At 71.6% G+C, this 14984-nt stretch carries 10 protein-coding genes; 6 read left to right on the top strand and 4 right to left on the bottom strand.

What is annotated here, in order from left to right; genetic code table 11:
- Window positions 1-56 precede the first annotated feature (56 nt).
- Window positions 57-1448: a selenium-binding protein SBP56-related protein gene (locus G9Q41_RS00485; RefSeq protein ID WP_092521705.1), complete on the bottom strand. Its 1392-nt coding sequence runs from the start codon at window positions 1446-1448 to the stop codon at window positions 57-59.
- A gap of 127 nt (window positions 1449-1575) precedes the next feature.
- Entirely contained in the window at window positions 1576-2361 is a 786-nt protein-coding gene (locus tag G9Q41_RS00480) for a hypothetical protein (protein WP_165631625.1), read from the bottom strand.
- Window positions 2362-2550: 189 nt separating this feature from the next.
- On the opposite strand from G9Q41_RS00480, the gene selA reads away from it, so the two are divergent.
- From selA to G9Q41_RS00460, 4 genes are all read left to right on the top strand, one after another.
- On the top strand, window positions 2551-3873 hold the full coding sequence (gene selA, locus G9Q41_RS00475; RefSeq protein ID WP_092521707.1) for an L-seryl-tRNA(Sec) selenium transferase: 1323 nt from the start codon (window positions 2551-2553) through the stop codon (window positions 3871-3873).
- Window positions 3870-5642: a selenocysteine-specific translation elongation factor gene (gene selB, locus G9Q41_RS00470; protein ID WP_092521708.1), complete on the top strand. Its 1773-nt coding sequence runs from the start codon at window positions 3870-3872 to the stop codon at window positions 5640-5642. The genes selA and selB overlap by 4 nt, the downstream gene beginning before the upstream one ends.
- A 145-nt stretch (window positions 5643-5787) precedes the next feature.
- Window positions 5788-6801 carry a Ku protein gene (locus G9Q41_RS00465; RefSeq protein WP_092521709.1) on the top strand — a complete coding sequence of 338 codons (1014 nt, stop codon included), beginning with the start codon at window positions 5788-5790 and terminating at the stop codon, window positions 6799-6801.
- Window positions 6802-6948: 147 nt separating this feature from the next.
- Window positions 6949-9489: an ATP-dependent Clp protease ATP-binding subunit gene (locus tag G9Q41_RS00460; protein ID WP_092521710.1), complete on the top strand. Its 2541-nt coding sequence runs from the start codon at window positions 6949-6951 to the stop codon at window positions 9487-9489.
- A 166-nt stretch (window positions 9490-9655) separates the two neighbouring features.
- Here the strand turns inward: G9Q41_RS00460 and G9Q41_RS00455 are convergent, their stop codons facing one another.
- Both G9Q41_RS00455 and G9Q41_RS00450 read right to left on the bottom strand, forming a co-directional pair.
- Window positions 9656-11461, bottom strand: a complete 1806-nt coding sequence (locus G9Q41_RS00455; protein WP_347567448.1) for a cytochrome c oxidase assembly protein — start codon at window positions 11459-11461, stop codon at window positions 9656-9658.
- Between the two features lie 267 nt (window positions 11462-11728).
- On the bottom strand, window positions 11729-12370 hold the full coding sequence (locus tag G9Q41_RS00450; RefSeq protein WP_165631626.1) for a DUF5134 domain-containing protein: 642 nt from the start codon (window positions 12368-12370) through the stop codon (window positions 11729-11731).
- Window positions 12371-12753: 383 nt separating this feature from the next.
- Between G9Q41_RS00450 and G9Q41_RS00445 the strand changes: the two genes are divergently transcribed.
- Together G9Q41_RS00445 and G9Q41_RS00440 are read left to right on the top strand one after the other, a co-directional pair.
- Window positions 12754-13533 carry a 3-hydroxybutyrate dehydrogenase gene (locus G9Q41_RS00445; protein WP_092521712.1) on the top strand — a complete coding sequence of 260 codons (780 nt, stop codon included), beginning with the start codon at window positions 12754-12756 and terminating at the stop codon, window positions 13531-13533.
- 45 nt (window positions 13534-13578) lie between these two features.
- Entirely contained in the window at window positions 13579-14922 is a 1344-nt protein-coding gene (locus G9Q41_RS00440) for an MFS transporter (RefSeq protein WP_165631627.1), read from the top strand.
- Window positions 14923-14984 lie beyond the last annotated feature (62 nt).

Genomic DNA, 14984 nt, shown 5'->3' with positions numbered 1-14984 from the left:
CTGCCCACCGTTGCGCCCGGAATCCACCTCCGGCCACCCGCGCGACGAGCCCGCGCTCACCGGTAGCAGTACGAGTCGGAGGAGGCGTCCCCGCCCTGCAGACGCACCTGGTGCACCCGCAGCCCGCGGAACTCGGCCCCGTTCGGGAAGAACTCCGGATCCAGGCGCATCCCGCCGCCCGGGTCGGCATCGATCCTGGCCATCCACGCTCCGACACCGGCGGGGTAGAACTGGTCGTCCCACGCGCCGTACAGCGAGTTGGTCACGTACACCCGCCTGCCGTCACGGCTGACCTCCACCATCTGCGGGCCACCGGACAGCGGCGACCCCGGCTCGGCGGGGTGCTCCGCCGCCCGCGCGATGCCACCCAACCGCACCGAGCCCGTCTCCACCGGGTGCCGCGGGTCCCGGACGTCGAACTGCTTGAGCTCACCCGTCCCCCAGCACGAGACGTACAGGAACCGGTCATCCACCGACAGGTTGATGTCGGTGACCAGCGGCGGAACCGCCCCGAACGGCCGCAGCACCGGAGGCAGCACGTCCGGATCGGCCTCCTCGGCCGGGATGGTCACCACCTTGTCCGCCGTCCAGCCGTCCCCCTCGCGGGACCAGCGCCACACCGAGGCGGACAGGTCCTCGGTGGACACGACCACCCCCACGTAGCCCCAGGTGGCCTCCGGGTCGTGGGCGGGACGCAGCTCCAGCGGCATCTGGTGCTGGGCACCCAGGTCGACGCGCTGGATGTGCTGTCCGTTGGAGAGGTCCCAGAAGTGGATCGCGTGCCCGTACTCGTTGGCCAGCAGCCGCTCCGGGACGATGCCCGACTCCACCATCGAGGGAGTCCCCCACTCGCTGCTGACCAGGGTGTTGTGCTGGAGGTGCCACCAGGCGTCGTAGGCGAGGTACTGCGGCCCCCGGTCGGTCTCCCAAGGCCCCAGTACCTCGAAGGTGTCGTGGTCCAGCACGGCGATCCCGCCGGGACCTTCGGCACCGCCCGCGCTCCCGAGACAGGTCAGCAGCACCCCCTCCGGTCCGCAGTGCAGCGTGTGCGGCCGGGAGTAGCCCGCACGCTCGGCCAGTTCCTCCCCGGGGACGGTCTTGACCAGCGCGGGCTGGCGCGAGTCGGAGTAGGTGTCGAAGACGTGCAGGTCACCGGAACGCAACCCCGGAGCCAGCAGGTAACGGCGAGCCAGCCCCGCCATGTCGTGCCCCTCGTGCAGGAACGCGCTGCTGCAGGCGTTCCAGCCGAAGTGGTGCAGCTCGTCCCCGTGCCCCGGGGTGTCCGTCCAACCGACGACCCTGCCGTAGGACTCCGACTCCGGGTTCACGTCGAGCACGGCCAGCGCGTCCGGCTGCTGCCGCGTCGGGTCGAAAGCCACCAGGTAGGCGAGCTCCTCCCCCGGAGCGGCGACCGCCTCGGCCGGGCTGCGGTAAAAAGTGGGATCCATCCTGTGCACCTGCTCCGCGTCGTTCGATCACCGTGCGCGATCAAAATATTCCGCTCGGTGCGCACGGGGAAGGTTCCGCGACTGGCGTGTCGCAGCACGATCGGAGGTCACGCGCACCGGGGAGAGCTCACGACGAGCGCGTCGGCTCCGTGGTGTCGCGACGCAGGTCGAACAGCCGGTCGCAGAACTCGTCGGGGGCGCGGTGCTCGCGGGACCGCCACTCCACCGGGACGCCGTCGGCGAGCCGCCGCATCAGGTCGGGAATCGCGGCGGTACCGACCGGGGGACCGACCTCGGTGCCCGCGGGCAGGTCGAGGTCGACGCCGAGAACGGCGCCCTCGGCCGGGGTGGTGACGTACACTCGCACCGATTCTGAGTCGAACCAGGAGAAACCCGCCAACCTGGGCGCGTGCTCGGCTGGCAGCGGGGCGGGCTCCCCGGCCAGGCTCAGCAGGGTCGTGCGCAGCGAGTCCTGGACCATCTCCAACCGGGGCAACTCGGGAAAGTCCCCGCTGTCGCGCACCGGGGCACCGTGCAGCCACCCGACCACCGGCAGGCCCTCGAACCACGAACGATCGTGCCCGCGCCTGCTCTCACCGTCGCGCAGCAGCCAGAGCACGTCGTGGTAGCGGCGAGTCCTCCCGGCACCGTCCACCCGGGAGATCCGCAGCGCGTAGCGGTGGGCGAGCTGGTTGTGCGGGGCCAGACCGACCCAGAACTCCTCCGGCCCGCCCCGCAGCACCACGCAGACGGTGGCTCCCCTGCCCTGCACCACGTTCATGCTCGCCGCGGCGAGATCCCGCACCAGCCCCAGATAGCTCTCGTCGTGGTGCAGCTCCGGCTCCGCCACCTCGAAATCGCCTCCAACGGTCACGCCGCGCTCGTCGAACGGCCGGACGAAATCTTCGTCCACATCGGTCATTCTCTCCGAGTTCGGGGGCGCGGATTCATTGCCGGTTTCGTTCGGTGAAGCCGAGCTTGGTTTGTCTCGATTTAATTTCATTAAACACTGAAACAACGATACTGATTGTTCTTGCCAAAACAGCGACAGGCGCAGCGAGGAACACCGAACGCGCAGCGCTGTGCTCGTACGGTTTCCGGCGTGGACGAGCGTCGCAACATCCCCGCCACCGATCAGCTGCTCGACGATCCCCCCGTGGCGGCCGCGATCGAGCGCTTCGGGCGGGAGCGCGTCAAGCGCACCGTGCTGGCGGCACAGCACCGAGCCCGGAACGGTGAGATCGCGGCCGCGGACGTGATCGACGAGGTGCGGGCGAACCTGCCCCGGGAGTCCGGCGGGCTGCGCAGGACGATCAACGCCACCGGGGTTCTGCTGCACACCAACCTGGGGCGGGCGCGGCTGTCCGAGGCAGCCGTGCGGGCGCTGCACGAGAGCGCGGGCACCTGCGACGTCGAGCTCGACCCGGAGACCGGCCAGCGCGGTCGGCGCGCGGCGAGCGTGCGCCGGTCATTGCTCGAAGCGGTGCCCGCGGCCGCGGACGCGCACGTGGTCAACAACGGCGCCGCCGCGCTCTCGCTGGCCGCCACGGCGCTGGCCGCAGGCGGCGAGATCGTGCTGGCCCGGGGCGAGATGGTCGAGATCGGCGACGGGTTCCGCATCCCCGAGCTGCTGGAGTCCACCGGGGCGCGGCTGCGCGAGGTCGGCACCACCAACCGCGTCAACATCGACGACTACCGCGCGGCCGTGGGCCCGGACACCGGCCTCGTGCTCAAGGTCCACCCCTCCAACTTCGTGATCAGCGGATTCACCTCCACCGTCGAGGTCGGACAGCTCGCGGAACTGGACGCCCCCGTGGTGGTCGACATCGGTTCCGGACTGCTCACCGCGCACGAGAACCTGCCGGACGAGCCGGACGCGAACAGCGTGCTCACCGCGGGGGCCGACCTCGTCACCGCCAGCGGGGACAAGCTGCTCGGCGGCCCGCAGGCCGGGTTGCTGCTGGGCGACGAGCGGATCACCGCGGCGCTGCGCGCCCACCCCATGGCCAGGGCGCTGCGCGTGGACAAGCTCACGCTCGCCGCGCTGTACGCCACCCTGAACGGGCCCGCCACCCCCACGGCCCGAGCGCTGCGGCGCGACCGGGCCGAGTCCGAACGGCGCGCCGAAGCCATCGCGGAGAAGCTGAGCGCTGCGGGCGTACCGGCCGCGGCCGAGGCCAGCTCGGCGACGGTCGGCGGCGGCGGAGCCCCCGGGGTGACGCTGCCGAGCGCGGCGGTGGCCCTGCCCGAGCACTACGCGCGCACGCTCCGCGGGGCGGACCCTCCCGTGCTGAGCCGCGTGGAGCACGGGCGCTGCCTGGTCGACCTGTTCGCGCTGGACCCCGCCGACGACGCGGAGCTGACCACGGCGATCCTCGCGGCGGGGTCCCCCTGCCCCGACCCCGGCGGAGGAGGTCGAGGATGAAGGTCGTCGCCACGGCGGGGCACGTGGACCACGGCAAGTCCACCCTGCTCCGCACCCTCACCGGGCTCGAACCCGACCGGTGGGCCGAGGAGCGGCGTCGCGGCCTGACGATCGACCTCGGTTTCGCCTGGACCGAGCTGCCCGGCGGCGAGACGATCGCCTTCGTCGACGTGCCCGGGCACCAGCGGTTCGTGCGCAACATGCTCGCGGGCATCGGCGAGGTGCCCGCCGTGCTGTTCGTGGTGGCCGCCGACGAGGGCTGGATGCCGCAGTCCGAGGAACACCTGCAGGCGCTGCACGCCCTCGGCGTCGCGCGCGGGCTCCTCGTGGTCACCCGCGCGGACCTCGCCGATCCCGAGTGGGCGCTGCTGCAGGCGCGGCGCAGGCTGTCCGAGACCTCGCTGGCCGGGATCCCCGCCGTCACGTTCAGCGCCACCACGGGCCTGGGTGAGTCCGAACTGGGCGTGGAGCTCGAAGCGCTGGCGGGCTCGCTTCCCGACCCTCGCCCGGCGGGCGACGTCCGGCTGTGGCTGGACCGGGTATTCAGCGTGCGCGGGGCGGGCACGGTGGTCACCGCCACCCTGCCCGCCGGGGAGCTGACCGTCGGCGAGGAGCTCGTGGTCGGCAGGACCGGCCGACGCGTCGTGGTCCGGGACCTGCGGAGCCTGGGCGAGCAGGTCCGACGGGCGCGGGCGACCGCGCGCGTGGCGCTGAACCTGCGGGGCGTGCACGTCGACGAGCTCGAGCGCGGGGACACGCTGCTGACGCCGCGGGCTTGGTTGACGACCGACTCGATCGACGTGCGGCTGACGAACCACTGCTCGGCGGAACTGGCACGCGAGCTCACCACGCACATCGGCTCCGCGGCCGTGCGGACGCGGGTGCGTCCCCTGGGCACGGACACGGCGCGGCTGTCCCTCGACCGGCCGCTGCCGCTGCGCATCGGCGACCGGGCCCTGCTGCGCGACGCGGGCAGGCACCACGTCCCGTGCGGGGTGACCGTGCTCGACGTCTGCCCACCCCCGCTGCGCCGCCGCGGCGCCGCTGCCGCCCGCGCGCGCGAGCTGGACGGTCACGACGAGCACACGGCGGGCGGCGCGCTGCTGGCGCGGCACGGTGCGCTGCGCGCCACGCGGCTGCGCGCCATGGGGGCCACCGCTCCCCCGGACGCCTGCGGAACCGGTGACTGGCTGCTGGACGCGCGGGCGCGGGAGCACTGCGCCGCGCGGCTGGCCGAGCTGCTCGGGCGACGCCGTCGGGAGCAGCCGCTGTCCGAGGGAGTTCCGGAGCGGGAGGCGCTGCACGCGCTGGGACTCGAGGACCGGGCGCTGCTGGATCTCGTGCTGCGCTCCCCGCGGGCGGCCGGGATCACCTCCCGCGACGGGAAGCTGATGCTTGGCGAGTCCCGTGCGGAGCAGCACCTGCCGGAGGGGATCACCGCCCTGCGCGCGCGACTGCACGAACACCCCTTCCGCGCCCCCACCGCGGAGGAGCTGCGGGAGCTGGAGCTGGACCGCGAGCAGCTCGGGGCCGCCGCCACGGCCGGGAAGCTGCTCGGCGTCGGGGAGGGCGTCTACCTGCTGCCCGAGGCGCTGCAGCTGGCGGTGCGCAGGCTCGCCGAGCTCCCCTCCCCCTTCACCCCCGCCCAGGCGCGCGAGGCGCTGGACACGACCCGCCGGGTGGTGGTGCCGCTGCTGGAACGGCTGGCCAAGGAGGGTTACACGCTGCGGCTGCCGGACGGCACCCACCGACTGCGCCGCCCGCGGTGACCAGCGGCACGCACGGCGCCCCGGGAGGCGAGGTTTGCACGACACCGCCGGATGGGCATCCACGGAGGGACGCGGCGCGGCTATCGCGGTGCGCCGGACGCTCGCGGTGTCGGCGAGCTCGCCGATCGGCCGTAGGAGGAAGGGCATGCCGCAGAAGATCTGGAACGGGTCGATCACGTTCGGGCTGGTGACCATCCCCGTCGGCCTCTACAGCGCGACCGAGGACCACAGCGTTCACTTCAACCAGTACGAGCGCGGCACGCACGACCGCGTGCGACATCTCAGGATCAACGAGCGCACCGGGGAACAGCTGCGCGTCGAGGACATCGTCAAGGGACGCGACGTCGGCGGAACACTGGTGACCGTGGAGCAGCGGGAGCTGGACGAGCTCGTCCCGCTGCGCTCCAGGACGATCGAGATCGACGGCTTCGTGGAACTGTCCGAGATCGATCCGGTGCACTTCCACCGGACCTACTGGCTGGCCCCGACGGAGGAACAGCAGGACCGCCCCTACCGGTTGCTGCACCGGGCGATGCTGGAAACGCGCCGGGCCGGCATAGCCAGGCTCGTGCTGCACGGTCGGGAGTACCTCACCGCGATCCGGGCCACCGACAGGGCGCTGGCCCTGAACACGCTGTTCTTCCTGGACGAGGTGCGCGACCCGCCGACCGCGGTGGGCCCTCCGAACGAGGACGCGCGCAGCGGCAGGGAGCTGCAGCTGGCCATCGACCTCATCCGCTCGATGAGCGAGCCCTGGCGACCGGAGCGCTACACCGACACCTACACCTCCCGGGTGGAGCAGCTGCTGACGGACAAGGCCGCGGGCCGGGCTCCGCGCCCGGAGCCCGAACCCGCCGAGCTCTCCGAGACCCCGGAGCTCACCGAGGCGTTGCGCCGCAGCACCGAGCGCGCCGAGCGAACGGGTGAGCCCGCTTCCGGGCCCGCGCGCGGGCAGCGGTCGTCCGCGCGGGAGGCGAGCGAGTCGGTTTCCACGTTAAGCCGGGACGAGCTGCGGCGTCGGGCGCGGGAGCTGAACATCAAGGGGCGTTCCAAGCTCAACCGGGCGCAGCTGGAGAGGGCCGTGTCCGAGCAACCCGCGGCGCACCGGGAGGAGCAGGTGCGCGGCAGCCGGAGTCGCCGAACCACCGATTCCGCGTGATCCGGTCCACAACTACAAGATCCGAACAACCTTGAGTCGGTTGGATGCGTTAGCCTTGAGCGAAACCGACGCAGGAATGCCAACCGGCATCGCTCACGTTGGAAGCGATGAGCTCTCCAACGAAGCGTGCGAACGAAAGAGGTAGTAATGACCAACTTTTTCGGTTCCGGCGGGCCCGGTTCTAGTCCCTTCGACGATTTCCTCGCTCGCTTCCTCGGCGGGCAGGGTGGAACCCCGCGGCCGGTGCAACGCGTCGACATCACCCGGCTGATGACCCAGCAGGCCCAGGAACTGATGGCCACGGCCGCGCGGTTCACGGCCGAGCGCGGCGGTCACGACCTGGACGCGCACCACCTGCTCTGGGCTGCCACGCAGACCGAGACGACCCGGGCGATGATCGAGCGCGCCGGGGCCGACCCCGCGACGATCGCCCAGGGCATCGAACAACAACTCCCGCAGACCGAGAGCACCGAGGAGCCCCCGGCCCTGACGCCCGCGGCCAAGCGCGCGCTGCTGGACGCGCACCGGGTGGCCCGGGCGGTGGGCTCCTCCTACATCGGCCCCGACCACCTGCTGCTCGCGCTCGCGGCCAACCAGGAGTCCACGGCGGGCCAGATCCTCGCCGCCGCCCGCGTCACCCTGGAGTCGCTGCAGAGCGGGGCGGCCGCTGCCCGCGGCGGCGGTGCCCCCGCAGGCTCGCAGAGCACCGAGAGCCAGCAGAGCAGCGCCACGCCGACCCTGGACGAGTACGGCCAGGACCTGACGGCCAAGGCCCGCGACGGCGGTCTCGACCCGGTGATCGGCAGGGACTCCGAGATCGAGCAGACCGTGGAGGTGCTGTCCCGGCGCACCAAGAACAACCCGGTGCTCATCGGCGAGGCCGGTGTCGGCAAGACCTCGGTGGTCGAGGGCATCGCCCAGCGCATCGTGGACGGCGAGATCCCGGACGTGCTCGCCAACAAGCGGGTGGTGCAGCTCGATCTCTCCGGCGTGGTGGCCGGGACCCGCTACCGCGGTGACTTCGAGGAACGCCTGAACAAGATCATCGATGAGATCACCCAGCACAGCGAGCAGCTGATCATCTTCATCGACGAGCTGCACACCGTGGTCGGCGCGGGCGGCTCGGAGGGCGCCGTCGACGCGGGCAACATGCTCAAACCCCGGCTGGCCCGCGGCGACCTGCACGTGGTCGGAGCGACCACCCTGGACGAGTACCGCAAGAACATCGAGAAGGACGCGGCGCTGGAACGCCGTTTCCAACGCATCGACGTCGCCGAGCCCAGCGTCGAGGACACCGTCCAGATCATGCGCGGGCTGCGGGACCGCTACGAGGCGCACCACCAGGTGCGGTTCAACGACGAGGCGATCAACTCGGCGGCCGAGCTGTCCGACCGCTACATCACCGACCGCTACCTGCCGGACAAGGCGATCGACCTGCTCGACCAGGCCGGGGCGCGCAAGCGCCTGCGCACCCGCACCCCCACCACGGACGTGCGGGAGCTGGAGGAGCAGGCCGAGCAGCTGAGCAGGGACAAGGCCCAGGCGGTCACGAACGAGGACTACGAGCAGGCCTCCCAGCTGCGGGACCAGATCAACCAGGTGCAGTCCAGGATCCGCCAGGAGCGGAACAACCCGGACGGGATCCCCGTGGTCAACTCCGACGACATCGCCGAGGTGGTCTCGCGGGCCACCGGCATCCCGGTCACCCAGCTGACCGAGGAGGAGAAGGGCCGCCTCATGCGGCTCGAGGAGCAGCTGCACCACAGGGTGATCGGGCAGGAGGAGGCCGTGCAGGCGGTCTCGCGCGCGGTCCGGCGCTCCCGCACCGGGATGGGCGACCCGAACAGGCCGGTCGGCACCTTCCTGTTCCTCGGCCCCACCGGTGTCGGCAAGACCGAGCTGGCCCGCGCCCTCGCCGAGTCGCTGTTCGGTGATCAGGACCGCATGATCCGCATCGACATGAGCGAGTACCAGGAGGCTCACACGGCCAGCCGCATGGTCGGGGCTCCCCCGGGGTACGTCGGCTACGGCGAGGCGGGGCAGCTCACCGAGGAGGTGCGCCGCCGCCCCTACTCGGTGATCCTGCTCGACGAGATCGAGAAGGCCCACACCGACGTGTTCAACATCCTGCTCCAGGTCATGGAGGACGGCAGGCTCACCGACGGTCAGGGCCACACCGTGGACTTCCGCAACACGGTGCTGATCATGACCAGCAACCTCGGCTCGGACATCATCTCCAACCGCTCCGGGGTGCTCGGCTTCACCACCAGGGAGGAGGAGCAGACCAGCGAATCGGCCCGGGAACGGCTGATGGTGCGGCTGCGCGACTCCTTCCGCCCCGAGTTCATCAACCGGATCGACGAGGTCGTGATGTTCCGCAAGCTGGAGTCCGAGCAGCTCAGGCGCATCACCGAACTCCTGCTGGACGAGACGAAGCAGCGGCTGCAGGCCCAGGACATCGACGTCACCTTCGCCGATTCGGCCGTGGACTGGCTCACCGAGCACGGGCACCAGCCCGAGTACGGTGCTCGGCCGCTGCGCCGCACCATCCAGCGCGAGGTGGACGACGCCATCTCCGACCTGCTGCTGGAAGGACGGCTGGCGCACGGCCAGCGCGTCGTGGTCGAGGCCGGGCAGGACCAGCTGAGTTTCTCGGTGCAGAACGCACCGGCCGAAACAACCGCCTGACCCGTCCGGGCGAACCCGCGGGGGCGCGGTGAACCCACCCGGTGCACCGCGCCCCCGCTTTCGGCTTTCCGAAGCTGCTTTCCGGCGCTGCTTTCCGGCGCGGCACGGTGCCGACCACGCGCCCCACGTCGCCCGCGGCGCGGGCAGTCCGCCGCCTGCGCGAGGATCAACCGCCTCTGCTCCGGGCCAGTTCGGCCAGCATCGCGTTGTAGGCGGCCAGGTCCTCGTCACCGTCCCGATCGGCCCTGCGGGCCGAGCGGGTGTCGTACCGGTACCACTGGGTCAGCAGCGCCAGCAGCACCAGCACCAGGGGCACCTCCCCCATGGCCCAGGCGATTCCCCCGCCGAGGAACTGGTCCGCCAGCAGATCGCGCGGCCACGGCAGTTCCAGCGCCCGGTAGAAGTCCGCGGCCAGCGGGTCCGACAGGCTCATCGTGATGATGCCGAAGAACGCGTGGAACGGCATGACCGCCAGCACCACCCCGAGCCGGGCCACGTGCGGCAGCGGACGTGGTGCCGGGTCCACCCCGATCACGGTCCAGTAGTACAGCCAGCCCACCAGCAGGAAGTGGGCCTTCATCAGCTGGTGCCCCCAGTACTCGAACATCCCGAGCTCGAAGAGGTCGGTGAAGTACAGCGCGTAGAAGGAGCTCACGAACAGCACCGTCGCCACCCCGGGACCGGCCACGAAGCCGGTCAGCGGGGAGTGCAACCAGGCCAGCAGCCACTCGCGCGCCCCCGCCGAGCTCCCGCGTCCGCGTGCGGGCAGCGCGCGCAGCGCGAGCGTCACCGGCCCGCCCAGCACCAGCAGCACCGGGGCAAGCATGTTGAGAACCATGTGAGCGAACATGTGGAGGCTGAACACCCCGCCCGCGTAGACCCCCACTCCGGACGAGGTGACGAACAGGACGCAGCCCCAGCCGCTCAGCCAGGCCGCCGTCCTGCCCACCGGCCACGCGTCCCCCCTGCGCCGCAGCCTGCGCACCCCGAGCAGGTAGACCGCGGAGCACACCACGGCGCAGCCGCCGAACAGCAGGTCGAACCGCCACCCCAGCAGCAGGTTCCACAGGGTCGGCGGGGCAGCGAGGTCATAGCCGAGCACGGCCTGGCTCGCGGTGACCTCCGAACCACCCGGCCCCGCGGCCGAAGCGATCATGACCTCGGAGACGGCGAACCCTGCCACCAGCAGCACCAGCTCCGCACCGAGCAGCCGGAGCACCGCACGCCGGCGCCGGCCGACATCGCCCGCTGTCGGGAGGGTGAAGCGGCGCCGCACGAGGACGCCGAGCACCGCGACGGCCACCAGGCAGCCGATCTTGCCGAGGACCGCGGCGAGATGTCCCGCACCGCCGGCCCCGTACTCCCGGGTGGCCACGAGGACGTCGGCAACGCCGGACACGGCCAGCAGGCTCCAGCACCCGGCCGCGAGCCACCGGTAGCGCCGCAGCAGCAGCCGCGCGCGCTCCTCGGTGCGCCACAGGTGCAGCCCGAGCGCCAGCAGCACGCCGAGCCAGACCGCCGCGGAGGTGACGTGCAGCACGATCGCGTTCGTGCCGACGTCGTGCCCGGGGTTATCCCCCGAGCGACGGACCACCGCGGTGGGCAGCAGCGCGAGCAGCGCCACCCCCGCCAGCAGCGAGGTCGTCCGCCAGCCCCGCACAACCCGGCAGGCGACGGCCAGCAGCAGGGCGAGCACGGCGGTGAGCACCGCGGCCACCGGCTCGGCGGGCTCACCCGCCGTGAACGCCCCCGGGGAGAACGCCCGCAGCAGCTCGGCGCAACCCCACAGGAGCGCGGCCAGGCCCGCACGCCGCACGTGACCGCGCGCCCGCTCCGCGAGGCGGTCGCAGGTCTCGGCGGCGAAGAACACGGCGAACACCAGCGAACCGACGCACACCGCCCCGGACAGATCCCCCAGGGCACGAAGCACGAACTCGAACGCCCGCGTCGCGAACATCTCCCGGACAGGCACCGTTACCCCACCCATCATCTCGTCGGACGGAAGAAACCGTCAGACTGATGCTTTCCTGTCGTGTTGATGGTTGGTGTGGCGCTTCGGCGCCGGAGGCGCCGAAACGACCACGTTGCCCACCGGCGCCGCCACGGGTTCTCGCGTGGTGCTCTCGCGAGGACGGCCGGAGACGTTGTGCAGGTCGCTACCCGATGTCGGGGCACCCGCAGCGAGAGCCCGCGAGGGGTTCCGCCAAGCGAGCACCGAATCAAAGGTGAACAGAAAATCTCAGAAAACGCTCGCGGTGAGCATGTAGGCCATGCTCGCGGCCATGACGGCCAGGCTGAGGCGGACTCCGAGGGAGCGGTGGGCGACCAGGCCGAAACCGCGCCCGCTGCCGCCCGCGGGTGCCGGACCTGCGGCTCCGGGAGCCGTGGAGAGCTCGACACCGGTAGGAGGCAGCCGGGGCGGGGTGCGCGAACTCGGGAGTCGTTGCCAGAGTCCCCCGGCCCAGATCACGGTCTCGCAGCACAGGTAGGCGACGAGCACCAGGGTCAGCCAGGAGGGACGCAGCTGGAGGGGCACCATCATGTAGGTCATGATCAGCATTCCCGCCGCCGCCGTGCCCCACAGCGGGTTGAACCCGCCCTCGCGCCGCCCGATCACGCCCGCCGCGACCACCTCGACCAGGGCCACCAGGGCGAACAGCACCAGTCCCGCCCGGTAGAGCCCCGGGTAGCGCATGTGGGGCAGCAAGTACATCACCGCCATCCCGGCGGCCATCAGCGTGTGGCCGACGTGCCACCACCTCGGCTGGCCGGACATCCTCCCGGCGTGCAGCGCGTGCTGCGCGAACACCACCACCAGCAGCAGCGCCCAGAGCGGACGGGACCAGTCCGGCAGCAGCGACATGCCCATCGGCGCGTCCATGCGAGTTCCTTCCTAGCGCGACCCTTCGCCCTGCTGGTCGACGCACGCCCCGCTCCGGTTCCCGGTCCACCCCGAACCGGGGGGCGATGATGACGACGATCACAGCGTGCCGCCGCGGGAGGAGCGCCCGGCCCGCCGCGCGCCCACCCGCGGTCACGGGCGGGACCGCTCGGGGCTTCACCAGGCGCGCACCGGCTGATCGAGGGCTTCCGGCGGGGCTGAACCGACGGGCTCCACCGGGCGGGGCAGGACGCGGACCGAAGCGACGAGTCTCCGCCGAACCCCTCGAAGCCGACAACGTGTCCCGAGCACACTTCGCAGCGCGCGGAGGTGTCCGGTGAGCACATAGTGATTCCCGGGTTCACCGGCTAGCGTGATCCGACATGACGACGGACTCCGGTGCCGAACCCGCTCGCACGGCCGAGCTCTCCGGAACCACGGCGCTGGTGACCGGAGCGGCGAGCGGGATCGGCTACGCCTGCGCCGCGCGGCTGGCCGCGGCGGGCTGCTCCGTGCACCTGGCCGACCTGGACCGACCTGCCGTGCTGCGGGCCGCCTCCGAACTCGACGGCCACCCGCACGCGGTCGACCTGACCGAGGAGACCGCGCTCGGACAACTGCCCGCCGAGGTGGACATTCTCGTCAACAACGCCGGAATCCAGCACGTGGCCCCGATCCACGAGTTCCCGACCGAGGTGTTCACCCGGATCCAGCACCTCATGGTCACGGTTCCCTTCCTGCTGATCCGGCACTGCCTGCCGCACATGTACGCGCGGGGCTGGGGTCGGGTGTTGAACATCTCCAGCGTGCACGGGCTGCGGGCCAGCCCGAACAAATCGGCCTACGTGGCCGCCAAGCACGCCCTGGAGGGGCTGAGCAAGGTGACCGCGCTCGAAGGAGCCCGGTACGGGGTCACCAGCAACTGCGTGGACCCGGGCTACGTGCGGACCCCGCTGCTGGAGGGCCAGCTCGCGGCCCAGGCCGAGACCAACGGAATCACCGAGGACGAAGTCGCCGACCGGGTCTTCCTGCAGCACAGCGCGATCAAGAGGCTGATCGAGCCGGAGGAGGTGGCCGCCGTGGTCGGCTGGCTCTGCGGCCCTGGGTCGGACCACCTCACCGGGACGTCCGTCCCGATCGACGGTGCCTGGACGGCGCACTGACGACGCACCGAAGTCCCGAGTCCGACGACGCGGAAGGAGTGGCAGATGAGCTCGACGGGATCCGCCGCACCCACGAGAGGGGCCCTGGCCCGGATCGTCGGGTCGAGCATGATCGGCACCACGATCGAGTGGTACGACTTCTTCCTCTACGGGTCGGCGGCCGCGCTGGTGTTCAACAAGGCCTTCTTCCCGTCCGAGGACCAGTTGATCGGCACGCTGCTCGCGTTCTCCAGCTTCGCCATCGGGTTCGTCTTCCGCCCGCTCGGCGGTCTGGTCTTCGGTCACTTCGGCGACCGGCTCGGACGCAAGAAGCTGCTCGTCATCAGCCTGCTGATGATGGGCGGGGCCACCTTCGCGATCGGTCTGCTGCCGACCTACGGAGCCATCGGCTTCGCCGCCCCGCTGCTGCTGACCCTGCTGAGGGTCGTGCAGGGCTTCGCGCTGGGCGGCGAGTGGGGCGGGGCCGTACTGATGGTCTCCGAGCACACCGACTCCGCCAGGCGCGGCTTCTGGGCCTCGTGGCCCCAGGCGGGCGTGCCCACGGGCAACCTGCTGGCCACCGCGGTGCTGGCCCTGCTGTCGGCGTTCCAGTCCGAGCAGGCCTTCCTGGAGTGGGGCTGGCGCGTCCCCTTCCTGCTGTCCGGGCTGCTGGTCCTGGTCGGACTGTGGATCCGGCTGTCGATCAGCGAGTCCCCCGTCTTCCTGGAGGCGGCCGACCGCGCGCGGCAGCACGCCGCACCGGAACCACCTCCGATCCTGCGGGTGCTGCGCTTCCAGTGGCGCGAGGTGCTGATCGCCTCGGGGGCGCGCTTCGTGGAGAACGTCTGCTACTACGTGATCACCGCGTTCGTGCTCACCTACGTGACCAACCAGCTGGGACTGTCCGAATCGACCGCCCTGAACGCGGTGCTGCTGGCCTCCCTGGTGCACTTCGCCGTCATCCCGGCGTGGGGCGCCCTGTCCGACCGGTTCGGCCGCAGGGGCGTCTACCTCATCGGAGCGATCGGGAGCGGGGTGTGGGCCTTCGTCTTCTTCCCGCTGCTCAACACCGGGGCCTTCGCCATGATCGCGCTCGGGGTCACCGGAGGGCTGATCCTGCACGGAGCCATGTACGGCCCGCAGGCGGCGTTCATGTCCGAGCTGTTCGGCACCAGGGTGCGCTACTCGGGGGCCTCGATCGGCTACCAGCTGGCCTCGGTCGTCGCCGGCGGGCTCGCTCCCTCGATCGCCACCGGGCTGCTGGTCTCCTTCGACAGCTGGGTGCCGATCGCGTGCTACGTCGCGGCCGGTGCCGTGCTCACCTCCGTGGCGATCCTGTTCGCGACCGAGACCAGGGGCAGTTCGCTCCGCTCCGCGGACGCGGAGCAGCCCGCCGAGCAGCGCTCCTGAGCACGCCGGGGCGAACCGCCCGCAGGCACCGTGATCGCGGCGGGATTGCTCCCCGACGGCCG

Origin of the sequence: Actinopolyspora sp. BKK2 (assembly GCF_011291845.1) — a bacterium.
Taxonomy (GTDB): Bacteria; Actinomycetota; Actinomycetes; order Mycobacteriales; family Pseudonocardiaceae; genus Actinopolyspora; species Actinopolyspora saharensis.
The sequence above is the reverse complement of the archived record's forward strand: the minus strand, read 5'-3'. Positions and strand labels throughout refer to the sequence as shown.